10 protein-coding genes are annotated in these 15,208 nt (G+C 69.4%); 2 read left to right on the top strand and 8 right to left on the bottom strand.

Annotation, left to right across the window (positions count from 1 at the left end; translation table 11 throughout):
• Positions 1-61: 61 nt before the first annotated feature.
• From trxA to Q9R14_RS10540, 7 genes are all read right to left on the bottom strand, one after another.
• Complete coding sequence (gene trxA, locus Q9R14_RS10570; RefSeq protein WP_017506226.1) at positions 62-391, bottom strand: thioredoxin; 330 nt, start codon at positions 389-391, stop codon at positions 62-64.
• A gap of 118 nt (positions 392-509) precedes the next feature.
• Positions 510-3,947, bottom strand: coding sequence for a double-strand break repair helicase AddA (gene addA, locus Q9R14_RS10565; RefSeq protein ID WP_306002354.1), 3,438 nt, complete (start codon positions 3,945-3,947; stop codon positions 510-512).
• Positions 3,944-7,012, bottom strand: a complete 3,069-nt coding sequence (gene addB, locus Q9R14_RS10560; RefSeq protein ID WP_306002353.1) for a double-strand break repair protein AddB — start codon at positions 7,010-7,012, stop codon at positions 3,944-3,946. Before addB ends, addA begins: the two co-directional genes overlap by 4 nt.
• Positions 7,009-7,704, bottom strand: coding sequence for an N-acetylmuramate alpha-1-phosphate uridylyltransferase MurU (gene murU / locus Q9R14_RS10555; RefSeq protein ID WP_306004143.1), 696 nt, complete (start codon positions 7,702-7,704; stop codon positions 7,009-7,011). Before murU ends, addB begins: the two co-directional genes overlap by 4 nt.
• A 29-nt stretch (positions 7,705-7,733) precedes the next feature.
• Positions 7,734-8,825, bottom strand: coding sequence for an N-acetylmuramate/N-acetylglucosamine kinase AmgK (amgK, locus tag Q9R14_RS10550; protein WP_306002352.1), 1,092 nt, complete (start codon positions 8,823-8,825; stop codon positions 7,734-7,736).
• The gene (gene tsaE, locus Q9R14_RS10545; RefSeq protein ID WP_306002351.1) at positions 8,818-9,339 is read right to left on the bottom strand and encodes a tRNA (adenosine(37)-N6)-threonylcarbamoyltransferase complex ATPase subunit type 1 TsaE; all 522 of its coding nucleotides are present in this window, start codon (positions 9,337-9,339) and stop codon (positions 8,818-8,820) included. The genes amgK and tsaE overlap by 8 nt, the downstream gene beginning before the upstream one ends.
• Positions 9,336-10,190, bottom strand: coding sequence for a GNAT family N-acetyltransferase (locus Q9R14_RS10540; RefSeq protein WP_306002350.1), 855 nt, complete (start codon positions 10,188-10,190; stop codon positions 9,336-9,338). Before Q9R14_RS10540 ends, tsaE begins: the two co-directional genes overlap by 4 nt.
• 115 nt (positions 10,191-10,305) lie before the next feature.
• Between Q9R14_RS10540 and Q9R14_RS10535 the strand changes: the two genes are divergently transcribed.
• Entirely contained in the window at positions 10,306-12,408 is a 2,103-nt protein-coding gene (locus tag Q9R14_RS10535; RefSeq protein WP_306002349.1) for a S9 family peptidase, read from the top strand.
• Positions 12,409-12,477: 69 nt separating this feature from the next.
• The gene (locus Q9R14_RS10530) at positions 12,478-14,589 is read left to right on the top strand and encodes a S9 family peptidase (RefSeq protein ID WP_306002348.1); all 2,112 of its coding nucleotides are present in this window, start codon (positions 12,478-12,480) and stop codon (positions 14,587-14,589) included.
• 75 nt (positions 14,590-14,664) lie between these two features.
• Here Q9R14_RS10530 and Q9R14_RS10525 read toward each other — a convergent pair whose 3' ends face one another.
• Positions 14,665-14,970 carry a hypothetical protein gene (locus Q9R14_RS10525; RefSeq protein ID WP_306002347.1) on the bottom strand — a complete coding sequence of 102 codons (306 nt, stop codon included), beginning with the start codon at positions 14,968-14,970 and terminating at the stop codon, positions 14,665-14,667.
• Positions 14,971-15,208 lie beyond the last annotated feature (238 nt).

Raw genomic sequence — 15,208 nt, 5'->3', positions numbered from 1 at the left:
AGCATGAAAAACGCCCGCCGGTCGGACCGGCGGGCGCTTGAACCGACAGGGTCGAAAAGGCTCAGGCCTTGACGCCGGCCTCGGCCAGCCATTCGACGATCTTGCCCTTGGGCATGGCGCCGACCTTCATCGAGGCCATCTGGCCGTCCTTGAACAGCATCAGGGTCGGAATGCCCTTTACGCCCAGCTTGGACGGGGTCATGGGGCTGTCGTCGATGTTGATCTTGGCCACGGTGACCTGACCGCCCAGTTCGTCTGCGATCTGTTCCAGCGCCGGGCCGATCTGTTTGCAGGGGCCGCACCATTCGGCCCAGAAGTCGACCAGGACAGGGGTCGAGGATTTCAGGACGTCGGCGTCAAAGCTCTCGTCGGTGACTTTTACAGTCGCCATGAATGGCTCCTTGGGGCGCTATCGCTCGGCGCGCGGCGCCTCGCTGCATGAGCGCGTGTTGGTGTTGGCCGGATGTGTCCGGGTTCGATGGCAGATGTGGGAGCGAATCGCGGGCAATTCAACTGCCCGCGAGCGCTGCCGCCAGCAGGGTTTCCGGAATGGGCATCAGCTTGGGCCCGTCAGTCCAGACCAGGGCGGCCTCGACCAGGCGGTCGGGATAGAGGCGCTTCAGCACGGCGACATAGACGGCGGCCTGCAACACATAGGCGGGATCGACCCGGTCCAGGGCGTCGGGGGCGGGGCGGTTGGTCTTGTAGTCGATGACCAGAACCCGGTCGGGCGTGACCACCAGCCGGTCGATGCGGCCGTTGATCGCCACGCTGGACGGTCCAGGCAGGGCGCCGGTCAGGGCCACCTCGGCGCGGGAGCCGGGACCGAAGACGGGGGCGAAGCGGGCGTCATCCAGCACAGAGAAGGCGGCGGCGATCATCTCGGCGCGCTGGGCCTCGTCCAGATCGGTCTCGCGGGCGAACAGGCGACGGGCGGCGTCGGGGCGGTCGGCGGGCGCGATCTCGGGCAAGCGTTCCAGCAGTCGGTGGATCAGGTCGCCGCGCCGGAACCGGCCCAGCGCGGCGCCGCCCGCCTCGGTCCTGGCCAGGGGCGAGGGGGCGGGAATGCGGATCGCGCCGCCCTCCATCCGTGACGGCGAGGCGAAGCGGGCGGCAGCGTCGGCCGGGGGCGGCGAGGCGGCCCAGGCGGGCAGGACGGCGGCGGACCGGACGTCATCGGCGGCGACCGGGCGACGCTCGGGATCGACGCCATAGCGACGAACGCCGTTTTCGACTTCGCGCACCTGATCGCCCAGGCGGTCGAAGGTTTCCGAGAGGATCGACCACCAGCTGCCGGCCTCGGCGCCCCGGCTGGAGGCGCGGCCCATGACGATGACGCGGTCCCGCGCGCGGGTCAGGGCGACATAGAGCAGGCGCAGGGTTTCGTCGTCGGTGCGGGCCTGGCGCGCGGCGCGGGCGTCGGCCGAGGCCGGGCAGTCGTCCTTCGCCGAGCCGGGCGCCATCAGCCAGGCCTCGCCTTCGCCCTCCGGCGTGACGGCGGGCATCAGGGACGGACCTTGCGCCTTCGCCTTCATGGTCGTGTCGGGCAGGATGACGATGGGCGCCTCCAGACCCTTGGCGCCGTGGACGGTCATGACGCGGACCTCGCCGCGCGCCCCTTCCAGTTCGCGCTTCACCTCGACGTCGGCGGCCTCCAGCTGGGCCAGGCAGGTCTCCAGATCGACGGCGCCCCGGTTCTCGGCGGCCAGCACCTGGTTCAGGGTCTCGTCGATGGCCTCTTCCGCCTCGCGGCCCAGCCGGGCCAGGATGCGGGCGCGGCCGGATCGGCCCGTCTCGTCCACGCGGTTCAGGGCCTGGGAGAAGAAGGTGAAGGGATCGCCGCCGCGCGCGCCGATGGCGGCCTGCAGCGTGTCGCGCGCGCGGGTCCACTCGGGGCGTTCGTGCGCCCGGTCGCGCAGATCGCGCCACAGTTGGCCGGCCTTGCGGTTCTCGCGCCCGGCCAGCGCATAGAGGCCGTCCTCGTCCACATCGCACAGCGGGCTGCGCAGCACCTCGGCCAGGGACAGGTCGTCGTCGGGGAAGAGGGCGAAACGCGCCAGCGAGATCAGGTCGTCGAAGACGATATGGCTGGACAGCTTCAGCCGGTCCGCGCCGGCGACGGGCACGCCTTCGGTCTTCAGCGCGCGGATGATTTCTTCGAACGTCGCGTCGCGGCGGCGGACCAGGACGATGTAGTCGCCATAGCCGGCGGGGCGCAGGTCGCGGGTGCTGCGATCGAAGACAGCGACGCCTTTTTCGACTTGGCGGCGGATCTCGCGGGCCAGGTCGCGAGCCAGGCGCTTGCGGGCGCTGCCGGCGCCTTCCTGATCGACCGGATCGTCCCAGGCGTCGGTTTCGGGCGCGGGCTCGTCCAGGAATAGGGGCCACAGGTCGATGGCGCCGTGCTGGCCGATGCGGGCGGGCAGGTGTCGGGCGATGTCGCCTTGCGGGCCGGTCAGGGCGCGGGTGCGGTCGGGGTCGGCGAAGACGGCGTCGACAAAAGCCAGCACCTCTTCGGTCGAGCGATAGGAGGTGTTCAACTCCGGCCCGGCGAAGGGCTCGCCGGCGCCCTCGGCCAGGGCAAGGAAGGCGCCGCGTTCCTGACGCAGGCGTTCCGGCCGGGCGCCCTGGAAGGAATAGATCGACTGTTTCTCGTCGCCGACGGCGAAGACGGTGCGCCCGGACTTTTCTCCGGAGTAGAACTCGCCGGTCAGGGCGCGGACGATGGCCCATTGTTCGGGGGCGGTGTCCTGGGCCTCGTCGATCAGAACGTGATCGACCCCGCCGTCCAGCTTGTACAGCACCCAGGCGGCGGCCCCGCTTTGGGTCAGCAGGGCGGCTGCGCGCGCGACCAGGTCGGGAAAGTCCAGCGCCCCGCGCTGGGCCTTGGCGGCCTCGTAGAAGGCGGCGTGGGCGCGGGCTAGGGTCAGGACCTTGACCGTATCGTCGGCGACCTTGGCCTTGCGCAGAGCCTCGCGCGTGGCGAGGAATTTGGTCTGGAGGTCCAGCAGCCAGCCGACCGCGCCCTGCGGCGCCGATTTGGTGCCCATGCTCTTTCGCGGTTCGCCCGCCTGGGTGCAGAAGACCCCGGCCAGGGCCGCGAACCCGGCATGGGGCGGGGCGGCGATGCTCATGGCGTCGGCGATCTTCTTGTCGTTGGCCGAGCCGGTTTCCATGGCCTCGGCCATGCGGTTCCATTCGCCGGGATCGATGAAGGCGACGAAGTCGCGCTCCAGGTCCTCCGGGCTGCGATCGCGTTCGGCGCCGGTCAAGGACCAGGGATCGGGCGCGGTTCCCGCCTCGGCCCGGTCGATATAGTCCAGCAGATCGGCGCGCTTGGCCTCGATCATCGACAGCAGGGCCTGGATCCGCTGCCAGTCCAGCTCGACGGCAAAATGGCTGTAGGCCTGGCCGATGGGGCCGTCCGGATCGGCGACGGCGGCGCGGGCCAGATCTTCGCGCGCGGCGTGGCTGAGGGCGGTCGCGGCCTGGTCCTCCAGCACGGTGAAGCGGGGCGAGACCCCGGCCTCCAGCGGGAACCGGCGCAGCAGCTTTTCGCAAAAGGCGTGGATGGTCTGGATCTTCAGGCCGCCCGGCGTCTCCAGCGCTCGGGCGAACAGCTTGCGGGCGCGGGACAGGGCGGCGTGATCCATCGCCTGCGGGTCGCCGTCGTCCAGCCGGGCCAGTTCGCGCGACAGGGCGGCGTCGTCCAGCACGGCCCAGCCGCCCAGCTGGTCGAATAGACGGGCCTGCATCTCGGCGGCGGCGGCCTTGGTGTAGGTCACGCACAGAATGGCGCCGGGATCGACCTGATCCAGCAGCAGCCGCGCCACCCGGTTGACCAGGGTGGTGGTCTTGCCCGAACCGGCGTTGGCGGTGACGAAGACGGTGAGACGCGGGTCGGCAGCCAAGATCTGCGGGGCGACGATCTGGGGGGCGATGCTCATTCGTCGTCCCCATCGCCGATCACCGACCATTCCCAGACGCGGGCCAGATGGTCGTAGTTGCCGCCCTGGTTGCCCATGAACTGAGGCGCGGCCCAGGAAACGTAAGGCGTGTTCTCGTCGTCGAAACGAGCGACCCGGCGCTTCAGCCCGTCCAGCGCAGCCTGCGCCAAGTCTGCAGCCTCGAGGCCCGAGGCGCGGGTGACGACTTCGCCCGCCGTCTTGCGCCCCACCACGCGGACATAGGTCAGTTCGTCGGGCGTGACCGGGCCGTTGGTGTCTTTGAACCCGCCGTCGGCCAAGATTGCGGCTGTCAGGGTCAGTTGCGGCGCGAAGCCGGACTTGACCTGTTTGGCGGACGGCGCCGCCCCGGTCTTGAAGTCCATGACCGCCGCGCCGTCCGACGCCAGCTCGATCCGATCGGCGAAGGCCTTGACGGTGAAGGGACCGGCCGGGGCCTCGAAGGTCATCGTCCCCTGCTGTTCCACCAGGATATCGACGCCGCGCGCGCGACGACGCCGCTCGAACTCGGTCAGCCAGCGTGCGCAGTTGCGGGCCAGCGGCGCCTCGCGGGCCATGGCCGCATCCTCGAACCCGCGCGCGCCCAGTTCGCGCAGCAGGTGGTCGTGCAGAATGGCCTCGCAGTCGTCGGGCAGGTCGTTCGGCCAGTCCAGCGTCAGCCGTTCGATGGCGGCGTGGACGGCGTTACCCCGCGCCAGCGCTTCGGCAGAGGCGCCGGGCCGTTCCATCGCCTCCAGCCCCAGAACCCAAAGAGCGTAGATGGCGTAAGGGTCGCGCACCCAGCGTTCGATGCGGGTGACGTACAGGCTGCGCGGACGGCGATGCACCGGCGGACGCGGCTCTGGGCGTTTGGCGAATTGCGGCGGGCCGGGCGGGGGTGCGTCCAGGGCGCGGGCCCAGTCCAGCACGGTCGTGGGACGCGGCAACGCCACGCCGGCCCCGCGCGTCAACATCTCAAGCCGCCACAGCCAGCGCGAGCGGACAGCGGGCTGGCCGCCGCGCCGTTCGCTGTGGACCAGGATCACCTCGTCGGCGCAGGCGGCCTGGACGAAGTCCTGCGCCGTCTGGCCCAGGCGACGCTCGGGCGGCGGCAGGCCCAGCGCCTTTCGCATCGGGCGCGACAGGAAGGGATCGGTCGGGGCCGCCTGGGGCCAGACGCCTTCCTCCAGCCCGGCTAAAATCATCCGGTCGGCGCGCACCAGCCGCGCCTCGATGGCCCCGAGGATGCGCAGCGACGGATGGGTCGCGCCGCCGGTCCGCACGACGTTTTCCTTGACCAGGGATGTGACCAGTTCGGCCATTTCCGCGCGGCGGACACGGCCCAGCGACGCCCCGCCCTCGATCAGGCCGGACAGAAGGGCGGCGGCGGCCTCTCCGTCGGGACCGGCCCAGGCGTTCTGGCCCGCCAGGGTTTCGATCAGCCGGGTCAGGGACGAGGCGGCGAGGTTGAGGTCGGCGCGGAGCTTCTGGTCGGCGTCGGGCGTGAAGACGGCGGTCGCGGCCTGGACGGCGGTCTGCAGATGGTCGACCAGCCGCGTGGCGGCGGACAGCCGGGCCTGTTTCCACTCTGGCGGGGCCTTGCCGCGCCGGTCGGGCTGGACCGCCTCCAGCAGGCGACGGTGGACGGCGGCGAAGTCGCGCGGGCGGGGACCGCGCAGGGCGTGTTCCTCAAGCGCGGCGACGGCTGCCGATTGAGAGGCGTCGCCCAGGTCGAACCGGACTAGCGGATGTTTGACCACGGCGAGCAGCAGATGCGGCTGGACCGGATCGACGATCCAGCGCGCGCACAGATCGACCAGGGCGCCGGCGGGCAGACGCGACAGGGGGGCGCCGGCGGACGAGTCGGGAATGACGCCCCAACGCTCCAGCCGGGCGGCGACGCGGCGACCCAAAGCCTGATCCGGCGTGACCAGGGCGCAGGTCTTGCCCGGCGTTTCCAAAGTCTCGCGCATCATCAGGGCGATGGCGGCGGCGGCCTCTTCCTCGGCGCGGACGGTCAACAGGGACAAGCCCTGCAGACCCTCGGCGATCGGGTCCCGCGCCTCGCTACGCGCAGCGGCGGCCGAGCGGATGTCGCGGATGGCGCGGCGCCAGTCGTCGGTCGCCTCGGCCGGACGCAGGGCCTCGTTGACCAGCCGCTGGCGCGCCAGTCCGCGCGCCTCGACCGCTGCGGGAACGGCGGGGTGGGACCAGGCGCGGACGCTCTCGCGCGCGATCTCGCAGCGGTCCAGCAGCCGCTTCATCGCGCTTTGCGGATGCTGTTCGTCCAGCCGATCCCAGACGCCCGCGTCCAGATCCAGGTCGAGGCCGGGCAGGACGACGCAGCCCAGCGGAGCCCGCGCCACGGCCTTCAGCACGTCGCCGGCGGCGGGGACGGTGCCAGTGGAACCGGCGGCGATGACGGGCTGGCGCGGCGGCTCGCGGTCCCACAACTCAGCGAGGCGGCGCAGCAGGGTCGCTCGACGCCAGGCCGGATCGACCAGACCCAACTCGGCCACACGCCTCGGCCAGGCCTCGACCGCCAGACCCAGAAACTCGGCCGATCGTTCCCAGTGTTCGGCCATTTCGCCGTCGACCAGGGTCGCGATCCGCTCGGGGTTCTGAATCTCTTCCAGTTGGCAGGAATCGAGGAAGCCGCCCAGCGCGTCGGCCAGATCCAGCGCGCGCATCGGGCTCAGGGACGCATCGAACCGTTCGACGATCATCCGAGCCATCTCGAAACGGCGCGTCAGGGCGGGGATGGCGGGCGGCAGGTCCAGACCCAGGGCGCCGGGCGTGAAGGGCGGCTCGTCTTCCTCCAGATCGCCCAGCGGCCGCACCTGGGGCAGCAGGATGGGGCGACCCTGCGACAGCTTGGACAGGGCACCGGTGAAGGCGCGCGCGGCCCGGCGGTTGGGCAACAGGATGGTGGCGTCCGACAGGGTCTCGGGCGGCAGATCGCCCAGCCAGGCCAGGACGCTTGCGGCCAGGTCCTCAAGGAAAGGCCGATGCGCCGGGATGGCGTACCAGCGGGGCGTGTCGCCCAGGAATGGGTCGAAGGCGCTCACGCCTCTCCCGCCAGTTTCGCCTCGGCTTCATCGCGCGCCTGCGGGTCGCCGACGTGCATCCAGTCGCCGTCCAGGACGCAGCCGAACAGACGTCCCTCAGCGGCGGACTTGCGCCACAGGGGGCTGAGGGAGAATGGGCCGTCGGGGCCGTGATCGGCATAGCCCGGCCGGGTGATGTGGACGCCCATATAGGCGAACGGCGCGGACGGGCCGTCGCCGCGAAAGGTCAGCGTCCCGTCGTCGGCCATGAAGAAATCGCCATCGCCCTCAAAGCCGATGGAGCCTTCGCGGCGGGCCAGCAGCAGGGCGGCGTCCATTGTCTCGGGATTCCACAGGCGGATCAGATCGGCGAGGGCGTCGCCTCGGTCGATCCAGACGCTGTCGATATTGGCGACGAAGACGGGATCGTCGCCCAGCAGGGCGCGCGCCTTCTTCAGCCCGCCGCCGGTCTCCAGCAGTTCGGCGCGTTCGTCGGAAATGACGATCTGGGGGCCGCGACCCCGCGCGGCCAGATGCGCCTCCAGCCGGTCGGCGAACCAGTGGACGTTGACCACGGCCTTTTCGACGCCGGCGTCCGCCAGACGGTTCAGCACATGGTCGATCAAGGCTCGGCCCTGGACCTCGACCAGGGCCTTGGGTCGGTCGTCGGTCAGGGGACGCATGCGCGTGCCCAGGCCGGCGGCGAGCACCATTGCGGTCTTGGGGCCCGTCTTCGGAGCGGTCATGCGCGCACCTCGGCGGGAACGTGGCGGTCGAACCAGCGGGCGACGGGCGCCAGAGCCGGCTGGTCCAGATTGGCGTTCAGGTGTCGCCACATGCGCGGCAGGAACTGGCGGTAACGGGGCTTGCCGTCGCGCGCGATCAGGCGGGCGAAGATGCCGATGATCCGCGCCTCGTTCAGGGCGGCCAGACCGGCGTAGTCGGCCATGAAGGCGGCGCGGTTGACGCCCGGGCGCAGGGCGAAATAGCGGTCCAGCGCCTCGGCCTCCAGCGCCGGCGACACGTCGCGGCGGGCGTCCTGCAGCAGGGAGTGAAGGTCCCACGACGGGTGGGCGCGCACCGCGTCCTGGAAGTCGATCATGCCGACGCGGGCGGCGCCGTCGCGCTGGGGCAGCCAGATCAGGTTTTCCGCATGATAATCGCGGTGGGCCATGACCGACGCCCCGGCCGCGCCCGAGGCGACGATCGGCGCCCAGGCCGCGCGCCAGTCGGCGATGGCGGCGGCCTCGAAGCGGACGCGGTCGTCGAGCTTCGGCAGCCATTCGACGAACAGATCGGCCCCGCCCTGAAGCGCCGTCTCGTCATAGGTCAGCAGCGGCCAATCGCCGCCGGGGCCATGCAGGGTTTCGGGCGGAGCGCCTGCGTCATGCAGAACGGCCAGGGCCTCGATGGCGGCCAGATAAAGCGGCGTCTCGTCGGCGCCGTCTTCGATCACGCGGGCGAACAGGGCGTCGCCGAAATCCTCCAGCACGGCCAGGCCGTTGGCGGCGTCCAGCGACGGGATCTCAGGGGCGGACAGGCCCAGGGATTTCAGATGGGCGGCGACGGCGGCGAAGGCCTCGATCCGGCCGGCGGACAGGCGGGCGACGGCGTTCCAGCCTGCGGCGTGACGCTGCGCTGGCGTCCAGCGCGGATCGCACGGCTGGCTTTCGGCGGCGGGCGCCTGATCCATCAGCATCAGGGTCGGACCGGTCGTCGGCGTCAGCCGCTCATACCGCCGCGTCGAGGCGTCGCCGGGCAGGGGCGCGCGCACGGCGTCGGCCAAGCCGGCGGCCTTCAGGAAGTCGAGACGGAGGGTTTCGCGGTCAGACATGCAGATCCTTCAGCCTCGTCTCCCATCGGCCTACGCCGGAAACGGTCGCAAGCCTTCCTTGCAGAGCCCTATCGACGGGCTCACGGAGCCCGTCTGCTTGAGGGCGTTCCGAGGCCGCGTCGAGCGTGATTTCGGACAGATGAATGATGAGCAGGTCAGGCCCCAGGAACCGGCCGGGATCGTCGCCAAGACGCTCGGGCCATTCGATCACGGCGCACCCCTCGTCCAGCGCCTCGTCCAGGCCGATCTCGAACGCTTCTTCCGGCCGGGTCAGGCGATAGAGGTCGAAATGGGCGACGGGCGGGTCGCTTTCGTAGAACTGGACCAGGGTGAAGGTCGGGCTGGGCACGTCTTCGTCCGGCGTGGTCAGGGCGCGGATCAGGCCGCGCGCCAGGGTCGACTTGCCCATGCCCAGCGGGCCGTAGAGCAGCAGACTGTCGCCCGCCGCCAGCAGGGGGGCGATGACCTGACCCAAACGGGTGGTGGCCTCGGCGTCGGGCAGGGCGATCTTCATGAAAACACCGCGTCGTGGTCGGCGGCCAAAGTCCGCTCGGTGAAGGTCTTCAACGCCTCGGTGGCCTTGGCGGCGTCCACGTCCAGCCGATCGGCGGGAATAGGCAGGCCGACGTCGACGCCGAACGGCTTGCCTTCCTTGTTCAGCAACTCATGGAACAGGGTCACGTCGCGCAGCTCCTGCGAGACCTTGTCGAACAGGTGAAACAGCCGGCTATAGGGGCCGGCGACATGCATGGGTACGACCGGTGCATCGTATTTGCGCGCCATGGAGGCGGCGGTCGGGGCCCATTCGGGATCGGTCAGGACGCCGTGCGTCTCGCGCGCCAGACGACCGGCGGGGAACATGACGACGCAGCGTTCGGCCTCGAACGCCTCCCTGGCGGCGTTCAGGGTGGCGCGGGTCTTTTCGCGGGTGCGTTTGTCGTGGATCCATTCGACGGGGATGATGGTCTCGTCCAATCGCGGCGAGACGCGGATGGCGTCGGCGTTGGCGAAGAAGATCATGTCTGTGCGCCGCTGTTTGATCGCGTCGAACACGGCGACCCCGTCGGCGATGCCGGTGGGGTGGTTGCAGACGACGACGCAGCGGCCGTTCGCGGGCAGGCGCTCCAGATTCGTCGTCGTCACCTTCAGCCTCAGAAGATCCGAGACGTAATCGAATGTCTCGGTCCCCGACAGGTCGCGTATGGCGTCGGCCATTCGCACCGCCGCCCCATAGCCCAGCACGCCGTAGAGCGCCGGCCGCACGACCGGCCACAGCGGCGAGGCGGTCAGGCGCGGCGCGCGTTCGGCGATCAGCACATCGACGATGTGGGGCTGACGGCGGGCGGGAAGAGGGGCGACGGTCATGAGAGATGGCTTGTCGCCGGTTCGGTCGGAGGGGGCAAGATGCGCGGCGTCGTGGACGCTTGGCGATCGGACGGGCGGCCCCTATCACTCTAGAAAAGCTGTGGGGAATGAAGACATGACGCGTTCACGCTGGATGGCGGCGGTCGCCTTTGGAAGCCTGATCCTGGCCGCTGCGCCCAGCCTGGCGCAGCAGGCCTCGTCCGCGCCGGCCGCCGGCCCCGTCCCCGCCGTCCAAGCGCCCGCATCGCGCGGCCTGTCCCTGAAAGATTTGGCGATGATGGACCGGGTCAGCGAGCCGCGCGTCTCGCCGGACGGCCGCCAGATCCTCTACGCCGTGCGCACCACCGACTGGGACGGCAACAAGGGCGTCAACAGCCTGTGGCTGGCCGACGTCGCCCCCGGTCAACATTCCGGCGAGCCGCGTAAGCTGGCGATTTCCGAAGGCGGCGTCTCGGGCGCGCGCTGGGCGCCGGACGGCGGGGCCATCTATTTCCTGTCGTCGCGGGGCGGATCGAACCAGGTCTGGCGCTCGGATGCGGCCGGCATGGCGGCGGCCCAGGTGACGACCCTGCCTTTCGACGTGTCGGGCTTCCGCATCGCGCCGGACGGCAAGTCGCTGGTCCTGGCCGTCTCGGTCTTCGTCGATTGCGACACCCTGGCCTGCACCAAGACGCGGCTGGATGCCCGGGGCAAGTCGACGCTGCAGACCTATGACCGTCTGCCGCTGCGCGACTTCGACCACTGGGTCGATACGCGCCGCACCCATCTGTTCGTCCAGCCGCTGAACGGGTCTGGCTTGGGTGGCGGCGAACCGCGCGATCTGATGGCGGGCCTGGACGCCGATGTTTCGGCCGGCGGTTCCAGCTTCGACATTTCCCCGGACGGCCGGACCCTGGTCTACGGCACGCAGACGCAAGGGGCGGGCGAGGCCTTCACCAGCAATAGCGACGTCTTCCGCGTCAGCCTCGACGGCGGCGCGCCTGTCAATCTGACCGAGGCGAACAAGGGATCGGACGGCAATCCGGTCTTCTCTCCGAACGGTCGCCAGCTGGCCTGGCTGTCGGCGCCGCGCGAGAACGTCGGCGGGGATCAGGCGGCGGTCTGGGTGGCTGAGGCCGACGGCTCCGGCCCGAGGAAGCTGACCGACTGGGACCGCGGCGCGGGCGGCCTGCAATGGCGCACCGACGGCCGGTCGCTGCTGGTCTCGGCGGCGGACGAGGGCCAGAACCGGCTGTTCTCGGTCGACGCCCGCACCGGCCGGATCACGCCCCTTACCGGAAACGGCACGGTCGGCGCCTATGAGGAGAAGGCCGGGGTCCTGGCCTATGCCCACGAAAGCTTCGTCGCCCCGACCCAGATCTTTGTTCAGACGCGCGGCGAACCCCGCCAGATCAGCCGCCAGAGCGCCGAGGTGCTGGCGCAGATGGACCTGCCCAAGGGCGAGGCCTTCACCTTCGCCGGCTGGAACAATGAGCCGGTGCAGGGCTGGGTGTTCAAACCGGCGGGCGCGGTCGAGGGTCGGCGCTATCCGGCGGTCTATCTGATCCACGGCGGGCCGAAATCGCCCTGGACCGAAAACTGGTCCTACCGCTGGAATCCGCAGGTTTATACGGCCGCGGGCTATGCGGTGGTGATGATTAACTTCCACGGTTCGCCCGGTTACGGTCAGGCCTTCACCGACGCCATCAACGATCACTGGGGCGACCGGCCGCTGGAGGATTTGCAGAAGGGCTGGGCGGCGGCGCTGTCGAACAATCCGTGGATCGACGGCGACCGGGCCTGTGCGCTGGGCGCCTCCTACGGCGGCTATATGGTCAATATGATCGCCGGCAAGTGGAACGGGCCGTGGCGCTGCCTGGTCAACCACGCCGGGGTGTTCGACGTGCCGCAGCTGATGAACGCCATGGATATCGGCAACTTCATCTGGGAGTTCGGCGGACCGAGCTGGGAGCGCAAGACCGTCTATGACGCCTTCAACCCTGAGACCTATGCCGGCGACTGGACGAAGCCGATGCTGGTGCTGCATGGCTCCAAGGACTTCCGCGTGCCGATGGAGCAGGGGCTGGCGACCTTCTCGGCGCTTCAGCGTCAGGGCGTGCCCAGCCGCTTCGTCCATGTGCCGGACGAGAACCACTGGGTGCTGAAACCCCGCACCTGGGTCGACTGGCAGCAGGAAATCCTGGATTGGGTGGGTCGCTATACGGCGCCGGCGGGCTGAGCGACCCATTGACGCGCCTTGGCAGGGTGCTACGCCTCGCGGCCAGAAAGCTTCGCGAGGAAGATCTTGATGCGTCACCGTTCCCTTCTGTCCGCCGCCTGCGCGGCTGTTGCGCTGATGAGCGCCGCGCCTGCCCTGGCCCAGGTGCCGCCCGCGCCGGTTCCGGCCGCGCCCGCGACGCCGGACGCCTTCACCTACCAGGACATGATCTCGGCCAACCGGCTGGGCGATCCTCAGGTGTCGCCGGACGGACGCTATGTCGTCTATTCGGTCACGACCACCGATGTTCAGGCCAACAGCCGCGCCGGCAGCCTGTGGATACTGGACCTGAACGCGCCGGACACGGCCCCGCGCCGCTTGGCCATCTCGGATCAGGGCGCCAACACCGCGCGCTGGGGCGGGGACGGCAATCTGTACTTCCTGTCGGGCAAGTCGGGCGCGAGCCAGGTCTGGCGCGTGGCCTCGCCGACGTCGGCGCCGGTTCAGGTGACGAACCTGCCCACCGACGTGAACGCCTATCGGATCAGCCCGTCGGGCGACAAGGTGGCGGTGTCGCTGGCCGTCTATCCCAATGCGGCCGACCTGAACGCCTCGGTCCAACAGGGCAAGGCCATTGCCGAGCAGAAAACGACGGGCCAGGTCTATGACCGCATGTTCGTGCGTCACTGGGACACCTGGAACGACCACACCCAGAACCACCTGTTCGTCCAGTCGATCGGCCGCGACGGCAAGGCCACGGGCACGCCGACCTGGATCACCAAGGGCTTTGACGGCGACACGCCCTCCAAGCCCTTCGGCGACGAAAGCGAGTTCGTCTTCACGCCGGCTGGCGACGCCGTGGTCTTTTCGGCGCGTCTGGCCGGTCAGACCGAGCCGTGGAGCACCAACTTCGACCTGTGGAAGACCAACGGCCTGTCGGGCGACGGCACCTTCACCAATCTGACCGACGGCAACGACGCCTGGGACACCGGCCCGGTCTTCTCGCCGGACGGCCGCACCCTGGCCTATCGCGCTATGGCGCGGCCGGGCTTCGAGGCCGATCGCTATCAGATCGTGCTGATGGACGTCGAAACGGGCCAGAAGCGCGAGATCGCCTCGAACTGGGATCGCTCGGCCGACACGCTGCAATGGTCGCGCGATGGCCAGACGCTGTACACGACGGCAGGCGACGTCGGCTCGACCAAGCTGTTTTCGGTGGATACGCGCAACGGCGTGGTCACGCCGATCACGGGCGCGGGCCACGTCTCGGCCTTCCAGCAGACGCCGTCGGGCTTCGTCTTCGCCCAGGACAGCCTGCGCGAGCCGGGCGACCTGTATTTCAAGACCTATCTGGGTCGCGAAATGCCGCGCCGTCTGACGCAGTCCAACCCCGCCTTCGCCGCCAAACAGTTCGGCGAGTATGAGCAGTTCAGCTTCGCCGGCTGGAACAACGAGACGGTCCACGGCTATGTCATCAAGCCGGCCGGATACGTCGAGGGCCGCAAATATCCGGTCGCCTTCCTGATCCACGGCGGGCCGCAAGGTTCGTTCGGGGACGGTTGGTCCTATCGCTGGAACCCCGAGACCTATGCGGGCGCGGGCTATGCGGTGGTGATGATCGATTTCCACGGCTCGACTGGCTACGGCCAGGCCTTCACGGATGCGATCAGCCAGCATTGGGGCGACCGCCCTCTGGAAGACCTGCAGAAGGGCTGGGCGGCGGCTCAGGCGAAATACAGCTTCCTGGACGGCGACAACGCCTGTGCGCTGGGCGCCTCCTACGGCGGCTATATGATCAACTGGATCGCCGGCAACTGGTCGAACGAATTCAAGTGCTTGGTCAATCACGACGGCGTCTTCGACACCTTCGGCATGGGCTATTCGACCGAAGAGTTGTGGTTCACCGAATGGGAATACGGCGGCACGCCGTGGGACAAGCCGGAGGGCTATCAGAAGTTCAACCCGGCCAACCACGTCGATAACTGGAAGACGCCGATGCTGGTGGTTCAGGGCGACCGCGACTTCCGCATCCCGACCGCCCAGGGCCTGTCGACCTTCACCGCCCTGCAACGGCGCGGCATCGACAGCCGGCTGATCGTCTTCCCCAACGAAAACCACTGGGTCTTGAAGCCGGCCAACAGCCTTCAATGGCACAATGAGGTGTTCGGCTGGCTGAACAAATATCTGACACCGACGCAGTAACAGGCGTCCGTCCGGAAGACAAAAAGGGGCGCGGTCCGACGACCGCGCCCCTTCTTCATGCGCGTTTGGTCGGGGTCAGAGCGCGGCGCGCTGGATCGGCGCGCTGGCCAGGCGGTCATACTGATGCGCCGTCATGCAGCGCGGCGCGGCCCAGCGCTGGCCCGACTGATAGGCGGAGACGGCCTGTTGAGCCGTGACGAAGCTCGGCGTCGCGCCATGGTCGCGTTGATAGGCCGTGCGTGAGGCCACGTCGGTTCCGCATACCCTGACAGTTTGCAGCACGGCCGCGCGCTCGGCGGGGCGCGGACTTTGGGCCAGCGCCGGCGTTGTTGCGGCCGCCAAAGCTGTAGCGATCAGGGCGGGGGTCAGGAAACGGGTCATCGGCAGTCCTCCACGGCCTGAATTAATATCAGGACTCTGACAAATTATGCGCCGATCCTGGAGTTTGTAAAGGTTATGCGACAGCTTCGCGTCAGATCGACGACAAGCTGACCCGGCGGCGCCAAACCGGGGCTGGTGCGTTTCCTCTGGCTGACGGAGACGAGCGATTGTCGAACCCACAGAATTGGCGCACTTTTCGGGCCGACCTGAACCAGCGGGCGTGGGCTCCGGCCGGGGC

The sequence above is a fragment of the Brevundimonas sp. C43 genome (assembly GCF_030732185.1).
GTDB classification, from domain to species: Bacteria; Pseudomonadota; Alphaproteobacteria; order Caulobacterales; family Caulobacteraceae; genus Brevundimonas; species Brevundimonas diminuta_C.
This window is presented reverse-complemented; position numbering and strand designations above follow the sequence as displayed.

Excerpts from the sequence above, each read along its gene's own strand:
- trxA (WP_017506226.1), bottom strand. The coding sequence starts at position 391 with ATGGCGACTGTAAAAGTCACCGACGAGAGCTTTGACGCCGACGTCCTG.
- addA (WP_306002354.1), bottom strand. The coding sequence starts at position 3,947 with ATGAGCATCGCCCCCCAGATCGTCGCCCCGCAGATCTTGGCTGCCGAC.
- murU (WP_306004143.1), bottom strand. The coding sequence starts at position 7,704 with ATGGTGCTCGCCGCCGGCCTGGGCACGCGCATGCGTCCCCTGACCGAC.
- amgK (WP_306002352.1), bottom strand. The coding sequence starts at position 8,825 with ATGTCTGACCGCGAAACCCTCCGTCTCGACTTCCTGAAGGCCGCCGGC.
- tsaE (WP_306002351.1), bottom strand. The coding sequence starts at position 9,339 with ATGAAGATCGCCCTGCCCGACGCCGAGGCCACCACCCGTTTGGGTCAG.
- Q9R14_RS10540 (WP_306002350.1), bottom strand. The coding sequence starts at position 10,190 with ATGACCGTCGCCCCTCTTCCCGCCCGCCGTCAGCCCCACATCGTCGAT.
- Q9R14_RS10535 (WP_306002349.1), top strand. The coding sequence starts at position 10,306 with ATGACGCGTTCACGCTGGATGGCGGCGGTCGCCTTTGGAAGCCTGATC.
- Q9R14_RS10530 (WP_306002348.1), top strand. The coding sequence starts at position 12,478 with ATGCGTCACCGTTCCCTTCTGTCCGCCGCCTGCGCGGCTGTTGCGCTG.
- Q9R14_RS10525 (WP_306002347.1), bottom strand. The coding sequence starts at position 14,970 with ATGACCCGTTTCCTGACCCCCGCCCTGATCGCTACAGCTTTGGCGGCC.